We start from the raw sequence: 22,755 nt of genomic DNA, 5'->3' as shown, positions 1-22,755 counted from the left end.
TTGCTCTACATCAATGCTTTTAGTAAACAAGAAATTCTTGTATAGAAGTTTAAAAATGGTAAATTAACTACAGGAAAATGTTCGGTTACACTGCGTTCCACCCAACCTACAAAAGATGGCGATTGTAATTTAATGTAGGCTTTATTGCTGAGAAACTTTTGTGTATCAATAAATTTATGTTGGTTTGCTCGAAATAAATTAATATCACTGGTTTTCCCTAAAATTCCTACACAGAAATCGACAATATCTTCACCACCTGGTAGCACAATAAATTTATTCTTGAGGGTGTGTATTAGCGGCGATATCAGTCACGATATCGCCGTTGATTTATCTAATGTCAATCATTTGGGGCGTTAGGAATTTGGACATCAATATCTGCTTGAGTTAAATTCGGAACATTCCAAGTTACTTGTTCCGGCTTGAGAACTTCGACTAATGCAGGTGGAACATCAAATTGAAGTTGTTGCGTAGTGGGATTGATTCTAGCAATGAGTTGTGCGCCATCAACAAGCTTCAAAATCGCTGGTTCTCCTGCTGGTACATTTAACCCTGTAACTTGAGCATCATTTGGTAAATAAACAGCATCACAGTCCCAGTCTTCATCAGTAGTTTGGCGATTTCCTAAATAGTAGAGACTGTTAGGAATTGCATCTTCTGGTTTACGAGTATAAATCGCCAATGGTTTTCCTGTTTCGTTTCGACAACTAGCCCAATCTTCGGAAGTTTCTAGAGTTTGTTTTTGTAATTGTAGTGCCGCAATTTTTTGCTGTAATTCTTCTGCGGTATAACCAGCTTGTTCTGGGTTATTTTGAGCCATTAATAGACTATTGAGATTCTGCACTACTACCGGATAGTCTGGACTAATTTTTGACATTTTATCTGCCCAAGAAGGTTGAGCGACGAAAAAATTCACGAAAAATAACACAGTAACCAGCAGCATTTTCCAGGCTTTCATTGACTTCCTCCTTGTTAGAAGCATCCTGTTGTATATATAAAAATTTGCTTTTAAGGCGATGAACACTAGTACATCTTCAAAATATTCATTTTGACTAGTAAAATCAAACACTCTTTTTTTTTAATCTCATAAATAAAAGTGATTAAATATTGGAAAATTATCAAAATTTTATTTCCAGCAAAACCCAAAACTATGTAGAGACGTTATTAGGACTTACGCAAAAAAACGAAAAAATAAGGTTTTAGTAAAGGGTGCAGGGGTATGAGAGTGTAAGGGTGTAAGTATTCAAAACCCTTACACCCCATACCCTTTCACCCCCACACCCAATCCCCACAGACAATTGTGGTGCGTAAGTCCTGGTTATATATAACGTCTTTATATGTTAAAAAAATCGGGATTATAATCACCAATTAACCCCAAACTACCAGCCACCGCTAAAGCTAACCAACAGGGAATCAACCACCCAGCTAACCAATAACTTGCTGTCAAAAACTTGTAATTGTAGTGGTGACGAGCAATCCACACACTTGGTAAAATCAAGCAGCTTAATCCCACTATTAAACCCAGAGGTGCATACTTGAAATAGCAGCAGCTAACCAAGCTACTTTTTGATTTAAAATAATTTTGCCGATTTCATAGATGAGAAATAAGCACAAAACTCCTGCGATCGCACTGGGAATCCTGGTACTAACTTCACTCATCCCAAATATTGTATAAGCACTAGCAATCATCCAATTTATGCCAGTTTAGCTTGGTAAGTAAAATATTGTTAGCAGGATTTACGCACAAAGATTGTCTGTGAAGAATGGGTGAAAGGGGGTGGGATGTAAGGTTTTTAGATACATACACCCATAAACCCCTTCACCCTCTTCCCAACCCTTGATTTTTCGTTTTTATGTGTAACTCCTATAAGTCAAGTATGACTTTGGTTTAGCTTGCTTGCTGTCGGACATATTGTCCATTTAACCCTGCTTGTATCCAACTCAAGCATTCATACTCGGAATTGAATAATTTTGGGGCGGCAATATTATTCAATAACTCTGGTGGATAATGATCGTAGAAATATTTACCGTTTTGTTGAAAGATGATGATCAGGTTGTTACGGAAAATATAGCGCAACTTAAAACAATCTTGTTGACTGATAAATTCTAAATTTTTGTCAAGATGTTCTTTGGCAATATCAATAATATTATTAATGCTATTACCGTAGATGCCTGATGGATTTTCTGTTTTATGAAATCTACTTCTATTGCCAATTTCTGACAACAGCTTGTAGGAATAGATTTCGTAAGCATCAGCTTTACCGTAAACAAACGGAATGATGAGATATCCTTGATATGAAATTGATTTTTCATAAAGAAGACGACTCATCTGAACCTCCTTTGATGAAACTACTTATCAATGATTGCCCTAATCACAATCCACATAAAAAATCAAGCCATTTCTGTTAGCTATTTTTAAGCATTATTAATATCCTCTTGGCAAATTTAACCAGGGATATATAATCTCCTTTTTAAAAAAGAGAACGACTTTAGCTTTATTAAAAATGTCTTGCAATAACTATTATTACTCTTTTTGAAGTGAGTATGAGTTGAATATGTTCAGGACTTACGCACAAAGATTATCTGTGGAGATTGGGTGTAAGGGTGAAAGGGTTTGGGGTGTCAGGATTTTGAATCAGTACACACGCCACTGGCTACCATATACCTCTGAACCCCTGAACCCTTGCCAAAACCCTTGATTTTTTGTTTTGATGCGTAAGTCCTAATGTTATGAAAGCAAAAAATTAGAGAAATTTCCCAGAAAGCTTACCACAAACTTAGCTGACTTGGTGGATTTTCTAGTTGATTCCAAGGTAAAGGCGAAACTGGGACACCGCTTTGTTCTAATAGCTGTTGAAAGTGACGGGCGTTGTGTGGCGATCGCTCTTCTAGTGGACAATGGACAAAAAAGTAGATTTTTGTTCCTGCTTGCAACCATTGTTGAATCTGCGTCACCCATTCTGCCATAAACTGCTGATTCTCAGATAATGTGGGATGGGAAATGAACCGAACCAGGCTAAAAGGCGCAGTTACACTGAATTGTACAGGCAATTTGGGTTTGCGTCGTTCTGATTGTAACTGGGGGTCATCTTCGCCATTGTAAATTGGACGTGAATCTAACAACACTCTTCCGACACCGAGACTTTCTAGCAACGCTGTTAATTGACTGCTGTAAGGTTCTTTAAACCAGTCTAAATGTCTCACCTCTAAAGCTAGAGGTACAGTTTTTCTCGGCCAAGCTTCTAGAAAAGCAGTTAAATCATCAATTAATTTCCCTGGATAACTGGGAGGTAACTGCACAAACATCGGCCCCAAGCGTTTCCCTAAAGGCTGCATTCCTTCTAAAAATTTCAAAGCTGCGGGAATATGGGGTTGGAGTAAACCTTTATGGGTGATATCGCGCGGTAATTTCAGGCAAAATTCAAAACCTAGAGGTGTTTCTGCCGCCCAACGACTCACAGTTTCTTGGTTAGGCACAGCATAAAAAGTAGTGTTGCCTTCAACCGTAGTGAAGCGACGACTGTAAACTCGCAGAAACTCCGTAGCACGAGTACTTGGGGGATAAAATTCACCCACCCAACCTTTATACGCCCAAACTGCACAACCAATAAAAAAGTTCACTGACTAGCCTTGAGTGTTCTTACTTAATTTTAGCCTGAAGGTGTCGGGATTCTAGAGGCAGGAAGAAAGGTCTTATTGTTCCAGCACCAGCATAGTTGAAAGCAATTATTACAGGGCTTACGCACCAATATTGTCTATGAAAATTGGGTGTAAGGGTGTGAGGGTGTGTGGCGTAAAGGTTTTAGATACATACACACGCCACTTGGCTCAAGTCGGGAAACCCGCCCACGCCAGTGTCTCCCCTGTACCCCTACACCCTCGCCAAAACCCTTGATTTTTCGTTTTTATGCGTAAGTCCTATATTAGGGAAGGGGAGCAAGATTCAAAGCCTCTCTCCGCTTGCCTAACGGCAGGCTAACGCCAACGGGGAGAGGTTTGGAGAGGGCTTTAAAGAATAAGTCGCACATCAGTAAACAATGGAATATAGCTGTTAAAATCAGCATAATGGTGTAAATGTGCAGGAAACACCCCATAAACGCAAATGCCAGCCATTGTTAAAGTACAACTTTCCCTAGAAGCTTTAGCAGAAGCAATATCTTCTCTTGATTTAAAAGAGAAACGCCAACTTCAAGAGCTAATTGAGCAACAAATTTTTGAAGCTGAAGAAGCATTGTATGAAGATGATGCTCAGACACAGGCAGAAATTGGATTTGTTCGCGCTGAGTATAGAAATGGTAAGTTTATAACTTTAGATATGCTTAAAGAAAATGCGAAAAGATAAATTATGAACACTGCCAAACTTAGCACTGATGGCACTCACCAAGTTGTGATTTTGCCAGAAGATTTTCAACTTACTGGCACAGAAGTTTATATTAAAAAAATGGGTAACGCTATTGTTCTTATTGCCAAAGATAACCCTTGGCGATCTCTCATCGAGAGTTTAGACAACTTCTCTGAAGATTTCATGACTACTAGGGATCAACCACAAATTGACATCAGAGAGAGTTTGTAAATGCGGTACTTGCTTGATACCAATATTTGCATTTATCTCATCAAGTAAAAACCTCAGAAAGTGCTAGATAAATTTCAAACCCTGAGCATTTCTGATGTGGATGTCTCCTCTGTTACTGTTGCTGAACTTGAATCTGGAGTAGCTAAAAGTCAGGTGTAGGTTGGGTGGAGGAACGGAACCCAACATTCTCAAGACCTGTTGGGTTACGCTATCGCTACACCCAACCTACTATTCACTTGGTAAATATTTGACAGCCTTAGATGTTAAACTTTATAAGTCTCGATGCGAGAAAAGAGACACCAAATCAAGTCTATTACCTTGAACCTCTACACTCCACCGGACAAGCCTTCCTTGTAACGTTTTACTCGATGATAGAGCCTCTATCTGTTCTTGAAGTGCGCGTCCATAAAAATCTGATATCAAGAACCTCCCCATTGCCACTGCACAAACCGGTAGGTGTCCAACAGGGGCAGATATATCAAAAGTAAGCATACTATAATTTATCAAGAAGAAGTTTTCTCTTTTCCATCCTACAAGCTCACGAAATTTCTCCCAGGCTTCTTTGTAATACATACGGTCTGCTTTACCGCCTACGCTCAAGTAAATTTCCTTTTGAATGCTGAAGCCAAAGTGGCCATTGCTGTATTTGACCCATAGACGGTCGATTGTGCGGAGGTCAGTACGGGGAAAGTTTAATAATTCTTTATCCCTAATCCAGTCATTTTCCTTACGCCCAACAGCTTGCAGCATTACCAGATAAGTTTCATAATCAGCGTCTTTCCAGTTTCCTGCTGCGAGTAAGTCGCGTAGCTTGTTGTAGTTTACACCTTTCTCTGAACTGAGGTCATCTTCGGTTGTAGGCGGTTCAGGCTTAGTATCTTTTGCAACTTCTTGCTCTACTTCTCGCTTGCTCTGAGGTGTTCGGGATGGGTTAACTTGCGCCTCAATCTGTGCAATATCCTCATCTCTCAGTTGTAAAAGTTGCTGAAAACGCTTTAATTCTGCTCGTGTATGCTGAGTTAGAGTTCCTTCATCCTGTATCGCCTCAGCTAATGCTTCTTCATACTCTCTGAGATTTGCTTGATATTTGCGGTAAGGTTCCAAAACTTCGTTTTCAATTTGGGCTGCTACCTCAACGGACAAACCCAGTTCACTTTGGCGACGTTTTAAAATGCGACGACTCACAGATGGAATCTTACCCTCTCTGACACTTCGCTCTACTTCCTTACGGTACTCCAATTGCGGATCGCCCACAGGAGCTTTTGCTAACTTGATTTTAAAGCCTTCTCTCGCAGCATAAATCTCTGGCTTCATTGCCGGGGCTGCTTCCTGCACTTTTTTACAAGCATATTCATGCAGTTCATCTACAGAAATTATGCCATCGTTATCAGTGTCAGCCGCGCCTTTCTCAATCCCTTCGACAATGTAGCGAGTGTAAACTGATAAATCTTCTCCTTCTTGTTCAAAAGAATACTGAGTAGATGTAGAAGAAGTTAGTACTACCCGCCCTTCTCCTCCCAGCTGATTTTTGATATCTACGCTTTTATCATCTTTTGCCTTCATACCTTCAGCAAAAGCACCGCTAAAACAACAGTCAAGAATAATTACCTGTCGCCGGGAACGGCTTCTTTCCATCATTCCATGTATCAGACTGGCAGCAGTAGCAGTAGTTTGAATAAGTTCACCAGATTTATGCTTACTGGTTTCGCTAGTTGCTAAATATAATTTGCCACTATCATCTTTAATTCCGTGTCCAGAGAAATAAAACAACACTAAGTCATCTTTTTGACGACTAGAAAACAAAGTTTCAATTGCTTTTTCTATTACCTGGCGTGAGGGATTTTCCAGCACTGTCATATCAGCATCGGCAAAATCACCCATTTCTGAATGCTGTAAGACTCGCTGCATTGCTTTGACATCTTGCACAGCCCCAGGTAAAGCATCTAACCCTGGCTGATATTCACTAACCCCAATCAGCAATGCAAATTTTGCCATTTGAACTGTTTACTTTTGACTTACAAAAATTTCTACTGCTTAAACTTATGCTCTCAATTTTGACAGATTACAAGCTTTTACATTGTTTTTCTTAACGTTTAGTTTATTTCCAATCTTTTGCTCTATCTACATAAAAAATCAGGTGAGTATCACCCACCTGATTTTTCTGTTTTAAAGCTCACGCAGAGCCACGGAGAGTTTTGACGAGATTACTCTGCCCCTTCGATGGGTGCAAAGCCTTGGCGCTGAATATTTTCTGTAATTGTCCGTGGTTCGAGGAACTGTAGCAAGTAGTCAGGGCCGCCTGCTTTAGAACCGACACCAGAAAGTTTGAAGCCGCCGAAGGGTTGCCGAGCTACGATCGCTCCCGTAATATTCCTATTAATGTACAAGTTGCCGACTTCAAATTCTTCCTGTGCTTGCTGGATGTGGGAAGGTGTCCGGGAATATAACCCGCCAGTTAAGGCGTAATTTGTCCCGTTAGCAACTTGTAAGGCTTCAGCAAAATCCCTCACTTTAATTACAGCTAACACAGGGCCGAAGATTTCTTGTTGGGCAATGATGCCATCGGGTGGGACTTCACTGAAGATAACTGGGCCGATAAAATAACCTTGGGCTGGCGATGGTAACTCTAAGGCTAGTTTTGCTTCTGCCTTACCTTTTTCAATATACTCGCGGATGCGATCGCGGGCGTTAGCATCAATCACTGGCCCTACTTGGGTACTAGGTAACTCAGCTTCCCCAATATTCAATGATTTTGTCGCTTCAACCAACCGCCCAACAAAAGCATCGTAGATTGATTCCACAACTATCACCCGCGAACAAGCCGAGCATTTCTGCCCACTGTAACCAAAGGCTGACTGTACAACACCCACAACTGCTTGGTCTAAATCAGCACTTTCATCAACAATGATCGCATTCTTGCCGCCCATCTCGGCAATCACTCGTTTCATGTGCTTTTGCAACGGCTTCAAAGTTGCCGCCTCTGCGTAAATCCGACAGCCGACTTCCTGAGAACCAGTAAAAGCAATTACATGAGTATCAGGATGACTTACCAAATAAGCCCCAACTTGCGAACCCTTACCAGGGACGTATTGAAAAACACCATTGGGAATCCCCGCCTCAACCAAGATTTCTGTGAGTTTGGCAGTAATAATCGAAGAGGTTTCCGCAGGTTTGAGCAGTGTACAGTTACCCGTAACCAACGCAGCCACAGTCATTCCACAGGCGATCGCTAACGGGAAATTCCACGGCGAAATTACCACCGCAATTCCCCGTGGCTGGTAGATATAACGATTAGTTTCTCCAGGTACATCATAATTAATACCTTGATATAACCGTTCCATTTCATCAGCATAGTAACGACAAAAATCTATCGCCTCTGAAACCTCTGCGTCAGCTTCCTTAACTGGCTTACCCACCTCTAACACTATCCAAGCCGACAACTCCGCCCGACGTTGTTCCAACAAATCCCCCGCCTTGCGTAAAATATCAGCCCGTTGCTTCACAGGCGTTTTCTTCCACCCAGGAAACGCCGCCTTCGCCGCCTGCATCGCCTGTTCAGCCTGTTCCACACTAATCAAGCCAACCTTACCAATCACCTGACTGTAATTAGAAGGATTAACAGAATCAATCACCTCCAGAGTATTGACATACTCCCCATTAATCAAAGGTAGATAACTCTTCCCAAACTCCCGACGCACACCCTCAAAAGCCTGCGCCGCCCTCCTCCTCCTTTCCTCCTCCGCAAAATCCGTATCCGCAGCCCCCTCAAATCTCCCCTCTTCCTCTCCGCGCCTCCGCGCCTCTGCGTGAGACATAACTGGAGGTGCTAGTAATTCCTCCACAGGCCGATTCTCCAAATTCTGCCGCAAGAACGAACTATTAGCCGTATTCTCCAATAACCGCCGAATTAAATACGCCATCCCCGGCAATAATTCCCCGTAAGGACAATAAACCCTCACCCGATAACCCTGATCAACCAAAGCCTTAGCAAGTTTATCCCCCATCCCATACAAAACTTGCATTTCAAAACAACGGCGGGGAACCTTTAAACTTTCCGCTATGGCAATTGCCCGTGCTTGCGATCGCACATTATGACTACCTATGGCAGCATAGACATATTGATGATTTTCTAACAACAACTGAGTTATCGTTTCAAAATTCGCGTCTGTTGCTACCTTGTCATTGTAAACAGGTTGCGGCCAATGCTTTTGGGCTGCTTTAATCGTTTCCTGATCCCAATACGCACCCTTCACCAAGCGAACTGTTAAAGGATATCCGCGCTGTTTTAACCATGCAATCACATTTCTGGCATCTTGCTCACTGTCACGCAAGTATGCTTGGATAGTCACGCCGATATCTGTGCGTTGGCGAAACTCATCTTCTAACAATAACTTTTGCAAAATATTCAGCGTTAAATCTTTATACGCATACTGTTCCATATCAAAATGAATAGCTGCGCCTAAATCTTTGGCATAACGTAATAAGTTACGAATGCGATCGCTAACTCTTTCCTCGCTACCTTTAGCATCTAAAGGGTCAAATTGCGAATAAAAAGCGGTTAATTTCACAGAAACTTGGACTTTTGGTAGCTTTTCACCATCAGCTTCATCAATCGCCGGAATATGCGTCCAATTCTTCGATGCTTCGACTAATTGAGCAATTAATTCTTGATAACGTTCTAGATAAGACTGCGCCTCTACTTCTGTAATCACAGCTTCACCAAGTAAATCAATGGTGAAAGCCATTTTTTCTTTCCGCAGGCGTTCAACTGTTTTGATGACTTGTTTAATGTTTTCGCCAGAAATATATTTATGTGCTAATGTTTCCACCGCCGTTGAGACAGTTGTTGCCGCCACTTGTCCCGGCATAGAATCAGGATTGGCAAAATTGAGCATCCCCTTGAGGGCAGCTGGCAATTCGACAGTTTCATCGCCTAAATATTCTTGTAAATGGGCGGCAATTTCTGGCTTACTGCGTAACGCTGGCAGAGTATCAATAAAGCGGAAAAGTTGCACCCTTAAACCCGGATTACTCATTGCCCAAGCGAGTAGTTTATCATCCCAGCGCATCTGATCACGCAAGGAAGCTAAAAACGAACGATTTTCTTGGGTAGCTGTTAACAGTTGTTTAGCAATTTCCTGGGTTTTAGGTTCGTAGATGCTGGTTTGTATTTGTAATACCACAGATAATAATCTCCTTAATTTAGTGCATAACTGTTTGTGGACAGTCCGCGTCTTCTATTGTGGCTTTTAGATTTTGTTGCTACCAGATTCTTAGGATAGTTAAGTTTTTCTAGGACATTCTGGCACGCAGAGTAAAACAGTATTACGGTGCTTGGATCTTTCTCAGCACTCAACTAAGATCCCCCCAACCCCCCTTAAAAAGGGGGGCTAACAAGCTTCTATAACCCCCTTTTTAAGGGGGTCGCCGCAGGCGGGGGGATCATCTATTAACTCCGCACTCATCAACTTAACAATGTGGTTGCATCTCAATTTGTGGAAAAACTTAGCCTTAACACCTTTAACCATCGCAATTGTCTGTGTGGGTGGTTGCACAAACCAACCAACAGATAAACAACTGGAAGTATGGCGCAAAGAAGCGATCGCCCGCAATGCGGAAATTGTTGCAAATAACACTAAAAAAGCACAGCAAAGTCAGTGGAATTTGGTTATTCAAGGTGAAACGACTACTGGCAAATCTTTAAATTTCAATTGGCAGCAGTTACAAACTTTAGCAACCAATCATCTCAAAACAACTGATCCTCTAGACATCCTGCATTCTAACGAGATTTTTGATTTTCGGGGTGTGCCTGTGGCGGTACTTTTACAACAGTTTGCTGTCGCCAGTCATGTCACCGATGTAACTTTTGTTTCCTTTGATTCTTACTACACTACCCTCAGCCTGAAAGATTTATGGCAATATCCAATTACACTAGCGATCGCTAAAAATAACAAACCAATTGCTCGCGCTCAAGGTGGGCCACTTTATTTAGTTTTTCCCTATACTCAATATCCCCAGCTAAAACAAAAGTATGATTCCACCAATTGGGCGTTTTACGTAAGCAATATCATAGTGGGAACAGAACCAGTTAAATTACGAGTTAATCAACATCAAGTCAACTTAGCTACCTTAGATAAATTACCGCAAGTCACTTTAGAACAAACTGTTGGTTATCGCATTTCTTGGCCTAGTGGTAAAGTCAAGCTTTCTGGAGTGAGACTGCGGGATATTTTCTCTAGTTTTCCAGAACCATTACCCGCCCAGGGAGGAGTCATAATTCGGGGTAAAGCACCCTTTTATGAAGATGCTCCGGTGCGGTTGGCGACTCAAGATTTATCTGAGTGCGATATTTTACTCGTTACCCGTTGGGGAGAAAGCCGCGAATTGATTCCCGCCAAAATGGGAGGCCCTCTAACTTTGGCTTTCAGTTCTCAATGTCCTGCTAAACTTAGCCAGTCGCGCTGGGTAACATTTGTAGAAGAATTAACTACTACACCATGAAATTATTTAGTTTCCGCTCGATTCGGACGCGAATCATCACTGCAACGACATTATTAAATGTGGCGTTAGTAGGTGCAATTGTTTTGGTATGGGCGAAAACTGAAAATACCCTTTACCGAGAGCAGAAATTAAATGAAGCGAGATTTGTATCTAGGGTGTTAGGAACATCTACCTTTGCGAATCACCTGGAAGAGCGCAACTGGAGTCAAATGCGCCTCAACTTAAATGTGATGCTGCGAGAAAATGCAGATTTTGTGTATATTTTAGTGTCGGATGCGCGGCTAGAAAATCAAATTATTGCTGCCTATCCAGAATATTTACAAGGACAATACATTCCCGATATTGTGCCATTAAAAGTCAGTGATGCCGCCTGGAAAGCGTCGCCAAAGTCGAACTCAATTGAAACATTTGCATTAACAGATATCAACTTTGGCAATCATATCAGGGCTAAACGTGGCGATCGCATTATTGAAGTTGCTTCGACAATTTACAGATTATCAGGGGACAAAATCGGCACTTTACGCATCGGTGTTTCTCTACGTCAGGTTAACTTGGCTGTCGCTAATGCGGTGAATAAAGCCTTAATAGTTGGTTTTATTAGCCTGCTGGTGAGTTTGGTTTGTGCATATATTCTGGCGCGACGCTTGAGTAACCCTATCCGCCGCTTGCAAACCAGTGCGGCTCAAATTGCATCTGGGGATTTGCAACACCGCGCCGAAATTACCAACGCCGATGAAATTGGTGCATTAGCAAATTCTTTTAATGAGATGTCTGCTGCATTGCAAAGTTCATTTCATAAATTGCAGAAGACTTTAGCATCGTTTGAATTATTTGTGCCGAATAAATTTATTTTAGCGATCGCACCCCAAGGCATCGAAAATATTGAGGTAGGTATCGCAGTCACACGCCACATCACAATTTTATTTTGTGACATTCGCGGTTACACTTCCATCTCAGAAATGATGACACCAATAGAGATATTTACATTTTTGAATGACTACCTAGCTTGTATTGGGCAAGTAATTGATCGTTCAGGTGGGTTTATTGATAAATATATTGGCGATGCTGTCATGGCATTATTTGATGATGACAACACCGATGGCGCACTCAAAGCAGCAATTTTAATGCACCAAGCCCTAGATCAGTTTAATCAAGAACGTATGCAAAAAAACCTCCCCAAAATTAACATTGGCATTGGCTTGCATCGCGGTGAAGTAGTTATGGGGACAGTTGGATTTACTGGCCGCATTGATTCTACAGTCATCGGTGATGCTGTGAACATTGCCTCACGCATTGAAGGCTTAACTAAACAATATGGCTGCAAAATTTTGGTAACAGAAGCAGTGATTGAGAGTTTATCTCAACCAGATTTATTCTCATTAAAATTGGTGGAGCAAGCAGTAAAGTTAAAAGGTAAGGATGAAGCGATCGCTGTTTACGAACTTCTTTTGCTGGCACCGATGGATTGATTTTGCCTAGCCAATAGGCGATCGCGTATCCCAATGGGACTAAAACGCTGTTCAACCTCCTGCTGAATCATGTTTGCCTGATACTGGCGTTCTGCAAGATAGGTATGAACCTCATCTCGATGTCTAAGATAGTAACCAATGACCATATATATATCCGGTAATTGCAGCGATGGATACTGTTCTGCTATTTCCTCTGGCGTACATCCCTCTAAAAAAGCTGTCACAACAGTGTCTAGGGTGACACGAGTCTTTGCAACTCTGACAACCCCATCAGAATCAGTCTCTATAGGCGTAGGTTCAAGGGCAATTGCTAGAGTCATAGACCTCATCAGCTTTTTACTTCATATACTAGCAAACGCCCAAGCGGTCTAGAGCCTTTACTCAGCTTCAGGCAGAGTCAGAATTTCTACCCCATCTTCTGTCACCACAATTGTATGTTCAAATTGGGCTGACAACTTGCGATCGTGTGTTACAGCCGTCCAACCATCACTCAACATTTCTACTTCCCAAGTGCCTTCATTAATCATCGGCTCAATGGTAAATACCATTCCAGGTCTGAGACGCTTACCTTTACCGCGAGTCCCATAATGGGGTATGTCAGGCGCTGTATGGAAAATATTACTAATGCCATGTCCGACAAAATCCCGCACCACAGAAAAACCCTGAGACTCTGCATATTCTTGAATCGCTGCGCCAATATCACCAACCTTTGCGCCTGGTTTGACTTCCGCGATTCCACGATATAGGCACTCTTGAGTTACTTCTACCAATTGTTGCGTTTTAGCAGCAGCATTACCAACAATAAATGTTTTTGATGTATCACCGTGATATCCATCTACAATCGGCGTAACATCGATATTAATAATGTCACCGTCTTTGAGGATTTGTTTAGCATTGGGAATGCCATGACAGATGACCTCATTCACGCTGGTGCAGATTGATTTTGGGAAACCCTTGTAACCCAAGGGTGCGCTTTTAGCATTGTGCGCTTGTGTCCAACGTTCCGCTTCATCATTGAGTTCCAGTGTACTTACCCCAGGTTTCACTAGTGGTTCCAGATGCTCTAGAAGTTTAGCCGCCAAGCGTCCTGCCCGACGCATTTTTTCAATTTCTCTTGAGGATAAAATAACAATTGTTTCGGTTTTCATGGGCATTAATCTAAAGCATCATTCAAAAATATAGTTAAACCTGAGTTTGCTGCTCTTTGGACAGCATCTGCCACCTTGAGCGTGTATAAACTTGCTTCGGGAGTGACATACAACGGAGCATCATCAAACAAATGGTCTAAGACCATAGTTGTATCTTTGGCAAACAAACCCCGGCGTGTTCCCAAATCTATGGCTGTGGTTTCTCCTGATTTAATTAAGTAGCCAGTATTACCATCAAAAATTAAACCGCCTTTTTCGCCGTGAACCTCAAATTTTCGCTCTGGCTGCCAAATTGTTTCACCTTTGCCGTAAATTACTTGGGCTAACAGTCCACTGTGAAAGCACAGTTGACTCACACACATACAAGTTTGGTAGTACTCTGATTCTACTGCCCAATATCGCTGATGACAGTTAACTGTAAAGACTTTACCGAACAAATCAATCAGGCGATGTAACCGAGAAATTGCTCCAATCAACGGAAAGCCAAATAATTCATGATTATAAGTCCATTTGCGCGGAGCCGGATTTTGGGGATTAATCGTGCTGTAGCGGACATAAAACACGTCCCCCACTTGCTCTAAGTTTTGTTTTAAAGCTTGGTGTAAGCCACCCAAAAGTTCTATATGTTCTACATGCAGTAATTTCTTTTGGGCTTTGGCTAAGGCGATAATCTCCTCGGCTTCTGTGAAATCCACTGCTAGAGGATATTCTACAATTACATGCTTGCCGTGGGTCAGGGCAGCACGGGCGATCGCTCCATGATCTCGATTCACTGTGGAGATCACCACCATATCCACATCTTCCCGCGCTACTAACTCTTGCCAAGAATTTAAAGCTGAGGTTTGATATTCTTTTGCGAAAATTTCTGTTGTTTCTGGGGTATGACCAACCACTGCAACGAGATGGCTTCTCTCATCTTGCAGCAGTGCTTCTGCCCTGAGTTTTGCTGCATACCCAGTACCTACCAAGCCGACGCGCACTTATGCTTGTCCCAAAACTGCCTCTGAATTATACATGATTTTCACAGGAAACAGGGGTGTATGTATCTAAAACCCTTCCGCCACAAACCCTTACACCCCTAAGCCCCTTGCATTCTGCATATCCGTACTCTCCACGCCCCTATTTTGACTCTCAAGTATAAATGAAACTTATTATTTTGATGTAACTAAATTTCATTACTAATCGCGTTGAATTTCCAGTTACAAGGTTTAGTTTTTCCCGTAGTATCAGAATTGAAGTAAATTTTCATGACCGGCTAATCCTATAAGTTAAGCCGTAAGTATTGCTTTAGCATAACTTATACTGCCGTTTACAAAAGAGAGGAATCCTGAAATGGCAACTTACAATGTTACACTGATAGACCAAGAAGGTAATAAAACCACAATTGAAGTTCCTGATGATGAATATATTTTAGATATTGCTGAAGACAAAGGGTTGGATTTACCTTATTCTTGCCGTGCTGGTGCTTGCTCTACCTGTGCAGGTAAACTTGTTTCTGGTACTGTTGACCAGTCTGATCAGTCTTTCTTGGATGACGATCAAATCGAAAAAGGCTATGTCCTGACTTGTGTAGCTTATCCTACCTCTGATGTTGTAATCGAAACCCACAAAGAAGAAGACCTCTACTAAAAGTTAAGTTCTATCAGTTCTTACAGGTTATTGATTTAAGTGAGATGTGTAACTGCAACGTAAGGACTTGAGTATTAGAGCAAATAAAAATTAGCAGGAATGTACCCTGATTAAAAGGTGCGTTCCTGTTTTTTCTGCTCACCTACAAGTTGGTAGTCATAAATTAAACTTATTACTTATATATAAGTAAATTTCATTCCTAATCGCATTCAATTTCCGGTTACAAGGTTTAAATTTTCCCTTAGTATCAAAGTTGAAGGAAATTTGCATAGACGGCTAATTTGATCAGTTCAGCCGTGAGTGCTGCTTTAGCATAACTTATACCGCCGTTTAAAAAAGAGAGGAAACTGAAATGGCAACTACTTACAAAGTTACTCTGATAGATCAAGAAGGCAATGAAAAGACAATTGATGTTAAAGATGATGAATATATTTTAGATGTGGCTGAAGACCAAGGTTTAGATTTACCTTACTCTTGCCGTGCTGGTGCTTGCTCCACCTGTGCAGGTAAGTTGGTAAGTGGTACTGTTGACCAGTCCGATCAGTCTTTCTTAGATGATGATCAAATCGAAGCTGGATATGTACTAACTTGTGTAGCTTATCCTACCTCTGATGTTACAATCCAAACTCACAAAGAAGAAGAACTCTACTAATAGAGGATTTACGTACAAAGTTTGTCTGTGGAGATTAGGTATAGGGGTATAAGGGTATGGGGCTTCGCCGTGAGCGTCAGCCGAACGGTGTAAGGGCTTTGGATACATACACCCCTACACCTTTCTAACTTCTTACATTTTTTGTTTGCTGGCGTAAGTCATTAGAGTATAAGTTGATGTCAATCAGCCCGATTTACAACTTAATCTTGTCGTTGAAGATTTGAATTTTCGTCCCTGGATAGTAAAACTGGAGAATTTTTGACGTTTCCCAGCCCAGTTTGGCTAAGTTTTGTGCGCCAGTTTGACTCAAGCCAACACCATGTCCTAGTCCTCCACCAATAAAGGCGTAACCCCATAGTTCGGCTTGGCCTTTATTTAAGGGTTGTAAGTAAAACAATGTACTCACAGGTGCAGCAAAGGCACTGCGTACTTCATCTTTGTGTAAGGTAAATACGCCGATATCGGTTTTGACTGCTAAATCGAGGATACGCCCACTGTGACTACGTTTGGTGACTGCGATCGCTTCAATGGTTTTAAATTTAGCGTAGGGGCTGTTTTTGACGCGCAAGAATTTTTGTAAATCTTTGGCTATATCTTCGATGGAAGTTTCTTTATTCCAGCGAAATACATCCCAGTTGCTTTCATTGAAGCCTTGCTTCATGTTAATAAATTTGCGGAAGTTCTCTTCATCAGCCAAACTCTGTTGTGATAAGTCCCAAAAATTAATCGGCGTATCAACTACTGGTTTTAAATAAGGACGATCTTCCCCATTCCAGACATCACTAAAAAAGGCTGTGACACCCCCGGTTGTAGAAGAATACAAGGCATCAATTAATTGGTTGTTATAAGTTACTACCATGCCTCTAGTCGCCGCGATCGCTTGATCGGTTTTGCTAGTTGCCCCACTCAGCCCATAATAAACTTGACAGTGGGTATCAGCACACAATTGGTAGTTATCAACAGCAAATCTCCGCAAATTTCTTAAAGCGTAGGTACGGGCTAAAATTGCTTGGGCTTCTAAGGCGGCTTTGGGCGCATCTGACCCAATTTCGTTGGGAACAACACCACGTAAATACGTTTCTAAGGAGACTTCATTGACTAATGTATATGTACCGTAAGCGTTGGGCTGCAACGCCATTCGCCCCGCATACACCCGCCCAGTTCCCGATTTTTCACCTTTGTTGATGCGAATTAAGTTTTTATCGGCGCTGATGGCTAAGTTCATCGGGTTGTAACGTTTACCATTTACTACCCAACTGATTTGCGGTACTTCTTTCTGCACTTTCGTATCGATATATGCCATTTTTGCGCCAGACTTTTGCAAGTTCTCAAATAACAAGCGACGCAATAAAGCTGTGCTGTAAACATCCCGCTTGGCCCAAACTTGCCAACGTTCTGGCTGGGCAATTTCTACTTCTACCCCTTGCGATCGCCATTTTTTGGCACTGTCTTCTGCTGTTTCAAAGGTACGGTATGTCCCTAAAACCACTACTTCCTGAACTACAGGTTTAGCCACAGCTTGCATCACTGTTTCTAGTTTTACAGGTTTGTCAGTGACTATGGTCTGTTGCTTGTTACCTAGAGGAAAGCTTAACCGCAAGCGATCGCCTTTTGTCGGTTCTAGTTGCAGCTTGGCTGTGGATTTTTCGCCAAATCTCTGAATAATTCCGACTCTTAATTCTACATCTTGGCTGTTACTTCCCGGCCCGGATGCGGCTGTCAGCCCCAATAGGCAAAATGTCGTTACTACTGTGTAAGACAAACGCCAAAACGAAAATTCGACTGTGACTTGATTCTGCCTTTTCGTATTGCGCTGGGGCAGAGTTACCATTTGCTTTGTAGCGTAGTGGTTTTGTCGCATGAACGCTCCAATAGTACCATTGCCAATTTAGCTACCTAAATTACTTGCAAATCAAAGTCATAACGACTATGATTTATCTATAGGCACAGAACAGAATTAGTTGGATTAACTCCTGATGGCTAAAGTCCAAGAAATTCCCTTAAATCAAATTAAACGTCCCCTACCCCGTGTTAACGATCCCAACAAGGTCAAAGCCTTAATGGAATCCATTGCGGAGATTGGACAGCAAGAACCCATCGATGTTTTAGAAGTAGACGGCCAATATTATGGCTTTTCTGGCTGCCATCGTTATGAAGCTTGTCAGCGTTTAGGACAAGAAACCATATTAGCCAGAGTCCGTAAAGCTCCTCGCAGCGTTCTCAAGATGCACTTAGCGTAAAGAAGTATAAAGTATGAAGGTGAAGTATGGAATTTCATAATTCAGCCTTTGAACTTCATCATTTTTAGCCCCTCATCCTCAAATAATAAGTTTAGGAGAAAATTATGTCATCTCAAGCAACAGTAAAAAATGTAAATATTGGCATCGACGAAGAAAATAGAACCAAAATTGCCGAAGGATTGTCCCGTCTATTGGCAGACACTTATACACTGTATCTTAAAACTCATAACTTCCACTGGAATGTTACTGGGCCAATGTTTCAAACATTACACCTGATGTTTGAGACTCAGTATACAGAACTAGCTTTAGCCGTGGATTTAATTGCTGAACGCATCCGGGCTTTGGGTTATCCCGCACCTGGAACTTATAGCGAATATGCCAAACTCAGTTCCATTCCCGAAACCCCAGGAGTACCCAAGGCTAAGGAGATGATTCAGTTGCTGGTGGAAGGACAAGAAGCGGTAGTGCGAACTGCGCGATCGATTTTTCCTATAGTAGATGAAGTCAACGACGAACCCACAGCCGATTTGTTAACTCAGCGTATGCAAGTCCATGAAAAAACTGCTTGGATGTTGAGAAGTTTGCTGGAAGAATAAGGAATGTGAAGGATGAAGCGTGAAGTATTTTAAGTATGAGTTTCATACTTCATCCTTAAGCCTTTATTCTTTCCTGAGCGATGGCAAATCTTGATTTCACGCAAAAACTGCAAGATTTATCCCAAAAAGTCGGGATTACAAGTTTTAAAGCTTTGAGTAAAGCGACCGGTGTCTCCGAACGGCAAATATTGCGGTTACGACGGGGAGAGGTAGAACAAATCAGAGTTGATGTGTTACTCAAGTTGGCTTCTGTTCTCCAGGTGTCGTTAAATGAACTGGTTACAGCTTTTTCATCTCTGGAGTTGAATCAAGCTGATCAAGTTGCTACTCAACAGATGTTGCAAGAGATTGCTGATTTAAAAACCGAATACCAGCGATCGCAATTACAAATCAAACAACAACGAGAGTTATTACTCCAAGAATTCCAGCAGTCGAGTTTGCAACTGCTGGAATCTTTATTATTGCAGTTTCCGGCTGCGGCTCAAAAAGCACGGGAAAATCCTCAGTTGGAAGCGGTGAAGATACTACCATTAATCGAAAACTCACTCAAAAAACTGTTACAAGCCTGGGAGATAGAAGCGATCGCACCAATCGGCGCAGAAATCCCCTATGATCCCCAAAAACATCAATTAAGCAAAGGAAATGCACAGCCTGGTGAATTAGTCAAAGTCCGCTACAGTGGCTACTTGCAAGGCGATAAATTACTTTATCGAGTCACCGTAAGTCCCATTGATTCAGGTTGAGGCAATGATATTTAAATTTTTAATTGATTACTGAACGGAATTTTGTGAAAAAAATTACAAATATTGGGAATACTAAGAAAGTCGAGGCGATCGCTGCTGCAAATCTCCGTAAATTTATTCAGGGACTCTCCATCTTATTTACTATACCCTTCCTGATTCTCTACCTAAACGAGTAGTTGAGAAATCAAATAAGATTGCTACATATTCTGGCGCGATTGATACAAAAATTAGTTTTACTTCTCGGTTATGTTCATATATCTAACTCTTTTTGATGGCAATTCTGCAAAACTTAACTACAAAAATATAATTTTGTAATTTAAGTTACGGTACTCTGAATACAGCAATGTTTGGGTATTTATTAACCTTGATAAATGAAATTATGGATACTTCTTAAATAAAATTGAGGATGTATTATCAACCGTTACATCGCCAAAATAATGCCATCAATTTAGCAAATACTAGTATTAATGACTTTTATTCTGCTCAAAATGGCTATTAGTATATAATACTAACAAAATCAGCATCTTTTCATACAACAATGGGGAAATACTATGGATAATCAAGTACAAGTTGTAAAGCTCAATGGTATTATCAACACTAACAATTCACAAATTCTTAGAGAAAATATTACTGAACTTCAAGGAACTGGTGCAAAAATTGTGCTAGTTGACTGCCAAGATGTGACATTTATGGATAGTTCAGCCCTGGGGGCTTTAGTTTTAGCTTTCAAAACATTAAGAGCTACAGGTACAAAATTAGTGCTTTGTTCTATTAATGAACAAGTGAGAATTTTATTTGAATTGACTGGTATGGATAAAGTTTTTGAAATTTTTCCTAGCCAAGATGAATTTCATCAAGTTGTACTTTCTAAAAATTAATTACTGAAATTGAATTTGTAAGATTGATAAGTCATCATCAAAATTCTCTTTGGAGTTTAAAGCAATTAGGTAATTTAGCACTTGTTCTAGTGGGCAATCAAAGGTATTTTGTATGCTGACTAATATTTGAATTAACCCATCTAAACTCCAAAGAGTTCCATCAGTTTTGGTGATTTCGTAAGCCCCATCACTAAAAATATAGAGATTGCTAAAGTCAGTAATTTGACAACAAGCATCAACATATTTTGCTTCAGGAAACATCCCCACGGGCATACCAGGAGTTCTCAATAGCTGCACTTCGGGATTTTTTGGGGATTTGCCAGATACTAATACGGCTGGCGGATGCCCAGCACTAGCATAAACTAACTGCTGGGTGACTTTGTGATAAACTCCATACCAAATGGTAAAGTATTTATCATTTTGATAATCTATCTGGAAGGTTTCATTTAATCCGCGCAGAACATCACTCGGTTGATAGTAATTTAAACTTTTTAAAGCCCGCGATCGCAGTAAATTTAACACCGAAATAGATGGGAGAGTAGCCCTAAGTCCATGTCCGGCTGTATCTAATAAATAAACTGCCAAATAATCATCATCCAACCAATAATAATCAAAACAATCACCACCAAGTTGCCGTGAAGGAATAAAGCAGGAATTAATCTTAAATGGTTCTGTGGTTGGTAAAGGTAAAAGTGAGCGCACATATTCAGCCGCTTGTGCTAGTTCTGTTTCTAAAAGCTGCTTTTGAATTTGTAAATCTCGACTTAATTGATGGAGTCTTAATCCAGCCCTAACTCTGGCTTTTAATTCGTTCTGCTCGATAGGTTTAGTGATAAAATCATCAGCACCAGCATCTAAACCCTTAACGCGATCGGCAACCGAATCTAATGATGTTAATAAAATAAAAAAACTGGTGGATAAATTCGGATCATTCTTAATATAATTACATACTTCCAGCCCGTTTAATCCAGGCATAATCCAATCACAAATAATTAGGGCTGGATGGTAGGCGATCGCTTTCTCAATGCCTTCTTCGCCATTACAGGCTGTAATCACCTCATACCCTTGTTTTTCTAACAGCCTTTTGAGAAATACTTGTATTGTTGGATCATCATCGATTACTAATATTTGTAACATAAAAATTTTGATATAATTAATTATTATTTGATATCATAAAAAATCAACAAACTAACAAATTTAAAATTTCTCAACTTTCCTAAAGTTATTTGCTGTCAGATACCCGAATTTATCAAAAAAATCAGGTATCTTTAGGAATGCCATATCTGTTCAGGAACATATCAACAATTACGGTGGCGATAAAGGATTCATCCAGAGAAGAATAGCACGCTTAAGTTGATGTAAATCGCGGTAAACTTCTTGCTTAAACCATTGTCCCAAAGCATCAAAAGGAGTGAATGAAGTACCAATTTGCCATTGAATATCTTGTCCGAGAGGAGTTGTATGAGTTCCAGGTAAGGTTTGTGCTGTAACCATTTCTGGAAAGCGTTGTTGTAAAATTTTGGTTAAAGCTGCTGATTGGTCGAGGTTATCGTTATTGAATTTAATGAGTAAATTCCGACGGATTTTATAACCTTCTTGGACAATCTTATTAGTTTCTAATGGCGAAGGTGTAAACTCAATTGCCAAACTAGAGTTGAGTTGCTCAACTAAAGGAATAGCATCTTTAGCCGCATAATTATTAAAGGATATTAAGATATTTCCGGCTCTTTCTACAGAATACAAACTACCGATGAGTAAATGGAGTTTGCAACCCATACTATGGCCAATACCATAAGTAGGAAGATACAGCTTACGCAATAAACCAGAGTCGTGTAAGCGTTCGAGGGTGCGTTCAAAGTTTAACAAAACAGATTGGGCGATCGCTATGTGATCTAAAGTGTTCACAAAGGGAGTCGCAATCACAAGATATCCCTTACTGGCTACCTCTTCCAGTAACCAACGGTAAGTTAGGTGGGGTGCAGTAGCCACAAAAGCACCCCCTAAAAAATGGACAATACCTATAGGATTTTTGGGAACCAGTACCCAGTTACCTCTAATTTCTTTCCAGTCCATGCCTGTAGGCGATCGCTTAATTTACACTTCTTTATATTAGACTGGGAACCGCGACACTGGGGAATTCATACCAAGTTGCAATCAAAGATAGTAATTTGAGCTGGGAGTAGGGAGTAGGGAGTGGGGAGTAGGAATACTATTTCTGAACGCAACTTAGAGGATGTTTGAAAAGTATTATTGTTAACATCAAAATCTGAAAAACCTAACCCCCCTAGCCCCCACGAGGGAATGGGGGTTTCAAAGCCTCTCTCCGCGT

24 protein-coding genes and 1 pseudogene are annotated in these 22,755 nt (G+C 41.0%); 11 read left to right on the top strand and 14 right to left on the bottom strand.

Features of this window, described 5'->3' with window-relative positions; translation table 11 throughout:
- Positions 1-5 precede the first annotated feature (5 nt).
- The 6 genes and pseudogenes from H6G79_RS22135 to H6G79_RS22110 form a co-directional block, all read right to left on the bottom strand.
- Positions 6-266 carry a hypothetical protein gene (locus tag H6G79_RS22135; protein WP_190591963.1) on the bottom strand — a complete coding sequence of 87 codons (261 nt, stop codon included), beginning with the start codon at positions 264-266 and terminating at the stop codon, positions 6-8.
- 71 nt (positions 267-337) lie between these two features.
- Positions 338-955 carry a hypothetical protein gene (locus H6G79_RS22130; RefSeq protein ID WP_190591962.1) on the bottom strand — a complete coding sequence of 206 codons (618 nt, stop codon included), beginning with the start codon at positions 953-955 and terminating at the stop codon, positions 338-340.
- A 390-nt stretch (positions 956-1,345) separates the two neighbouring features.
- A pseudogene (locus tag H6G79_RS22125) lies at positions 1,346-1,534 on the bottom strand (phospholipid carrier-dependent glycosyltransferase); the annotation flags it as partial.
- Positions 1,513-1,656 carry a glycosyltransferase family 39 protein gene (locus tag H6G79_RS22120; RefSeq protein ID WP_242048512.1) on the bottom strand — a complete coding sequence of 48 codons (144 nt, stop codon included), beginning with the start codon at positions 1,654-1,656 and terminating at the stop codon, positions 1,513-1,515. The pseudogene H6G79_RS22125 and the gene H6G79_RS22120, both read right to left, overlap by 22 nt.
- A gap of 229 nt (positions 1,657-1,885) precedes the next feature.
- Positions 1,886-2,326: a hypothetical protein gene (locus H6G79_RS22115; protein WP_190591959.1), complete on the bottom strand. Its 441-nt coding sequence runs from the start codon at positions 2,324-2,326 to the stop codon at positions 1,886-1,888.
- Between the two features lie 437 nt (positions 2,327-2,763).
- Entirely contained in the window at positions 2,764-3,618 is an 855-nt protein-coding gene (locus H6G79_RS22110; RefSeq protein WP_190591958.1) for a DUF72 domain-containing protein, read from the bottom strand.
- A gap of 481 nt (positions 3,619-4,099) precedes the next feature.
- Between H6G79_RS22110 and H6G79_RS22105 the strand changes: the two genes are divergently transcribed.
- Both H6G79_RS22105 and H6G79_RS22100 read left to right on the top strand, forming a co-directional pair.
- Positions 4,100-4,339: a hypothetical protein gene (locus H6G79_RS22105; RefSeq protein ID WP_190591957.1), complete on the top strand. Its 240-nt coding sequence runs from the start codon at positions 4,100-4,102 to the stop codon at positions 4,337-4,339.
- 3 nt (positions 4,340-4,342) lie between these two features.
- Complete coding sequence (locus H6G79_RS22100) at positions 4,343-4,570, top strand: antitoxin (RefSeq protein WP_190591956.1); 228 nt, start codon at positions 4,343-4,345, stop codon at positions 4,568-4,570.
- Between the two features lie 270 nt (positions 4,571-4,840).
- Here H6G79_RS22100 and H6G79_RS37670 read toward each other — a convergent pair whose 3' ends face one another.
- Together H6G79_RS37670 and pruA are read right to left on the bottom strand one after the other, a co-directional pair.
- A complete protein-coding gene (locus tag H6G79_RS37670; protein ID WP_313933950.1) occupies positions 4,841-6,565 on the bottom strand; it encodes a caspase, EACC1-associated type in 1,725 nt (574 codons plus the stop codon).
- 209 nt (positions 6,566-6,774) lie between these two features.
- Complete coding sequence (pruA, locus tag H6G79_RS22090) at positions 6,775-9,753, bottom strand: L-glutamate gamma-semialdehyde dehydrogenase (protein ID WP_190591955.1); 2,979 nt, start codon at positions 9,751-9,753, stop codon at positions 6,775-6,777.
- Between the two features lie 292 nt (positions 9,754-10,045).
- Between pruA and H6G79_RS22085 the strand changes: the two genes are divergently transcribed.
- Both H6G79_RS22085 and H6G79_RS22080 read left to right on the top strand, forming a co-directional pair.
- On the top strand, positions 10,046-11,071 hold the full coding sequence (locus H6G79_RS22085; RefSeq protein WP_190591954.1) for a molybdopterin-dependent oxidoreductase: 1,026 nt from the start codon (positions 10,046-10,048) through the stop codon (positions 11,069-11,071).
- On the top strand, positions 11,068-12,540 hold the full coding sequence (locus H6G79_RS22080; protein ID WP_190591953.1) for an adenylate/guanylate cyclase domain-containing protein: 1,473 nt from the start codon (positions 11,068-11,070) through the stop codon (positions 12,538-12,540). Before H6G79_RS22085 ends, H6G79_RS22080 begins: the two co-directional genes overlap by 4 nt.
- Here H6G79_RS22080 and H6G79_RS22075 read toward each other — a convergent pair.
- From H6G79_RS22075 to H6G79_RS22065, 3 genes are read right to left on the bottom strand one after another with little or no spacing between them, the layout of a single operon-like run.
- The gene (locus H6G79_RS22075) at positions 12,507-12,860 is read right to left on the bottom strand and encodes a DUF433 domain-containing protein (protein WP_190591952.1); all 354 of its coding nucleotides are present in this window, start codon (positions 12,858-12,860) and stop codon (positions 12,507-12,509) included. The two genes, H6G79_RS22080 and H6G79_RS22075, sit on opposite strands and share 34 nt — an antisense overlap.
- 57 nt (positions 12,861-12,917) lie before the next feature.
- Positions 12,918-13,688, bottom strand: a complete 771-nt coding sequence (gene map, locus H6G79_RS22070) for a type I methionyl aminopeptidase (protein WP_190591951.1) — start codon at positions 13,686-13,688, stop codon at positions 12,918-12,920.
- A gap of 5 nt (positions 13,689-13,693) precedes the next feature.
- On the bottom strand, positions 13,694-14,668 hold the full coding sequence (locus H6G79_RS22065; protein WP_190591950.1) for a Gfo/Idh/MocA family oxidoreductase: 975 nt from the start codon (positions 14,666-14,668) through the stop codon (positions 13,694-13,696).
- Between the two features lie 352 nt (positions 14,669-15,020).
- On the opposite strand from H6G79_RS22065, the gene H6G79_RS22060 reads away from it, so the two are divergent.
- Entirely contained in the window at positions 15,021-15,317 is a 297-nt protein-coding gene (locus tag H6G79_RS22060; RefSeq protein ID WP_190591949.1) for a ferredoxin, read from the top strand.
- Positions 15,318-15,669: 352 nt separating this feature from the next.
- Positions 15,670-15,969 carry a ferredoxin gene (locus H6G79_RS22055; RefSeq protein WP_190591948.1) on the top strand — a complete coding sequence of 100 codons (300 nt, stop codon included), beginning with the start codon at positions 15,670-15,672 and terminating at the stop codon, positions 15,967-15,969.
- Positions 15,970-16,162: 193 nt separating this feature from the next.
- On the opposite strand, the gene H6G79_RS22050 is transcribed toward H6G79_RS22055, so the two are convergent.
- Entirely contained in the window at positions 16,163-17,830 is a 1,668-nt protein-coding gene (locus H6G79_RS22050) for a SpoIID/LytB domain-containing protein (protein ID WP_190591947.1), read from the bottom strand.
- 115 nt (positions 17,831-17,945) lie between these two features.
- On the opposite strand from H6G79_RS22050, the gene H6G79_RS22045 reads away from it, so the two are divergent.
- The 5 genes from H6G79_RS22045 to H6G79_RS22030 all read left to right on the top strand — a co-directional run bounded on the left by H6G79_RS22045 (position 17,946) and on the right by H6G79_RS22030 (position 20,426).
- Positions 17,946-18,209, top strand: a complete 264-nt coding sequence (locus tag H6G79_RS22045; protein WP_190591946.1) for a ParB N-terminal domain-containing protein — start codon at positions 17,946-17,948, stop codon at positions 18,207-18,209.
- A 104-nt stretch (positions 18,210-18,313) separates the two neighbouring features.
- Positions 18,314-18,805, top strand: coding sequence for a Dps family protein (locus tag H6G79_RS22040; protein ID WP_190591945.1), 492 nt, complete (start codon positions 18,314-18,316; stop codon positions 18,803-18,805).
- 80 nt (positions 18,806-18,885) lie between these two features.
- Positions 18,886-19,548: a nucleotide exchange factor GrpE gene (gene grpE, locus H6G79_RS22035; RefSeq protein ID WP_190591944.1), complete on the top strand. Its 663-nt coding sequence runs from the start codon at positions 18,886-18,888 to the stop codon at positions 19,546-19,548.
- A 44-nt stretch (positions 19,549-19,592) separates the two neighbouring features.
- Positions 19,593-19,724, top strand: a complete 132-nt coding sequence (locus H6G79_RS37430; protein ID WP_277877311.1) for a hypothetical protein — start codon at positions 19,593-19,595, stop codon at positions 19,722-19,724.
- Positions 19,725-20,099: 375 nt separating this feature from the next.
- A complete protein-coding gene (locus tag H6G79_RS22030) occupies positions 20,100-20,426 on the top strand; it encodes an STAS domain-containing protein (protein ID WP_190591943.1) in 327 nt (108 codons plus the stop codon).
- On the opposite strand, the gene H6G79_RS22025 is transcribed toward H6G79_RS22030, so the two are convergent.
- Both H6G79_RS22025 and H6G79_RS22020 read right to left on the bottom strand, forming a co-directional pair.
- Positions 20,427-21,563 (bottom strand): PP2C family protein-serine/threonine phosphatase, encoded by a 1,137-nt coding sequence (locus tag H6G79_RS22025; protein WP_190591942.1) that lies wholly within the window; start codon positions 21,561-21,563, stop codon positions 20,427-20,429.
- A gap of 168 nt (positions 21,564-21,731) precedes the next feature.
- Positions 21,732-22,499, bottom strand: coding sequence for a DUF1350 family protein (locus H6G79_RS22020; protein WP_190591941.1), 768 nt, complete (start codon positions 22,497-22,499; stop codon positions 21,732-21,734).
- Between the last annotated feature and the right edge of the window lie 256 nt (positions 22,500-22,755).

It is taken from the genome of Anabaena sp. FACHB-83, from assembly GCF_014697485.1.
Classification (GTDB): Bacteria; Cyanobacteriota; Cyanobacteriia; order Cyanobacteriales; family Nostocaceae; genus Nostoc_B.
This window is presented reverse-complemented; position numbering and strand designations above follow the sequence as displayed.

Bases quoted from the DNA above. Each gene is read 5' to 3' on its own strand.
- H6G79_RS22130 (WP_190591962.1), bottom strand. From the start codon at position 955: ATGAAAGCCTGGAAAATGCTGCTGGTTACTGTGTTATTTTTCGTGAAT.
- H6G79_RS22120 (WP_242048512.1), bottom strand. From the start codon at position 1,656: ATGAGTGAAGTTAGTACCAGGATTCCCAGTGCGATCGCAGGAGTTTTG.
- H6G79_RS22115 (WP_190591959.1), bottom strand. From the start codon at position 2,326: ATGAGTCGTCTTCTTTATGAAAAATCAATTTCATATCAAGGATATCTC.
- H6G79_RS22105 (WP_190591957.1), top strand. From the start codon at position 4,100: ATGCCAGCCATTGTTAAAGTACAACTTTCCCTAGAAGCTTTAGCAGAA.
- H6G79_RS22100 (WP_190591956.1), top strand. From the start codon at position 4,343: ATGAACACTGCCAAACTTAGCACTGATGGCACTCACCAAGTTGTGATT.
- H6G79_RS37670 (WP_313933950.1), bottom strand. From the start codon at position 6,565: ATGGCAAAATTTGCATTGCTGATTGGGGTTAGTGAATATCAGCCAGGG.
- H6G79_RS22085 (WP_190591954.1), top strand. From the start codon at position 10,046: ATGTGGTTGCATCTCAATTTGTGGAAAAACTTAGCCTTAACACCTTTA.
- H6G79_RS22080 (WP_190591953.1), top strand. From the start codon at position 11,068: ATGAAATTATTTAGTTTCCGCTCGATTCGGACGCGAATCATCACTGCA.
- H6G79_RS22075 (WP_190591952.1), bottom strand. From the start codon at position 12,860: ATGACTCTAGCAATTGCCCTTGAACCTACGCCTATAGAGACTGATTCT.
- map (WP_190591951.1), bottom strand. From the start codon at position 13,688: ATGAAAACCGAAACAATTGTTATTTTATCCTCAAGAGAAATTGAAAAA.
- H6G79_RS22060 (WP_190591949.1), top strand. From the start codon at position 15,021: ATGGCAACTTACAATGTTACACTGATAGACCAAGAAGGTAATAAAACC.
- H6G79_RS22055 (WP_190591948.1), top strand. From the start codon at position 15,670: ATGGCAACTACTTACAAAGTTACTCTGATAGATCAAGAAGGCAATGAA.
- H6G79_RS22050 (WP_190591947.1), bottom strand. From the start codon at position 17,830: ATGCGACAAAACCACTACGCTACAAAGCAAATGGTAACTCTGCCCCAG.
- H6G79_RS22045 (WP_190591946.1), top strand. From the start codon at position 17,946: ATGGCTAAAGTCCAAGAAATTCCCTTAAATCAAATTAAACGTCCCCTA.
- H6G79_RS22040 (WP_190591945.1), top strand. From the start codon at position 18,314: ATGTCATCTCAAGCAACAGTAAAAAATGTAAATATTGGCATCGACGAA.
- grpE (WP_190591944.1), top strand. From the start codon at position 18,886: ATGGCAAATCTTGATTTCACGCAAAAACTGCAAGATTTATCCCAAAAA.
- H6G79_RS22030 (WP_190591943.1), top strand. From the start codon at position 20,100: ATGGATAATCAAGTACAAGTTGTAAAGCTCAATGGTATTATCAACACT.
- H6G79_RS22025 (WP_190591942.1), bottom strand. From the start codon at position 21,563: ATGTTACAAATATTAGTAATCGATGATGATCCAACAATACAAGTATTT.
- H6G79_RS22020 (WP_190591941.1), bottom strand. From the start codon at position 22,499: ATGGACTGGAAAGAAATTAGAGGTAACTGGGTACTGGTTCCCAAAAAT.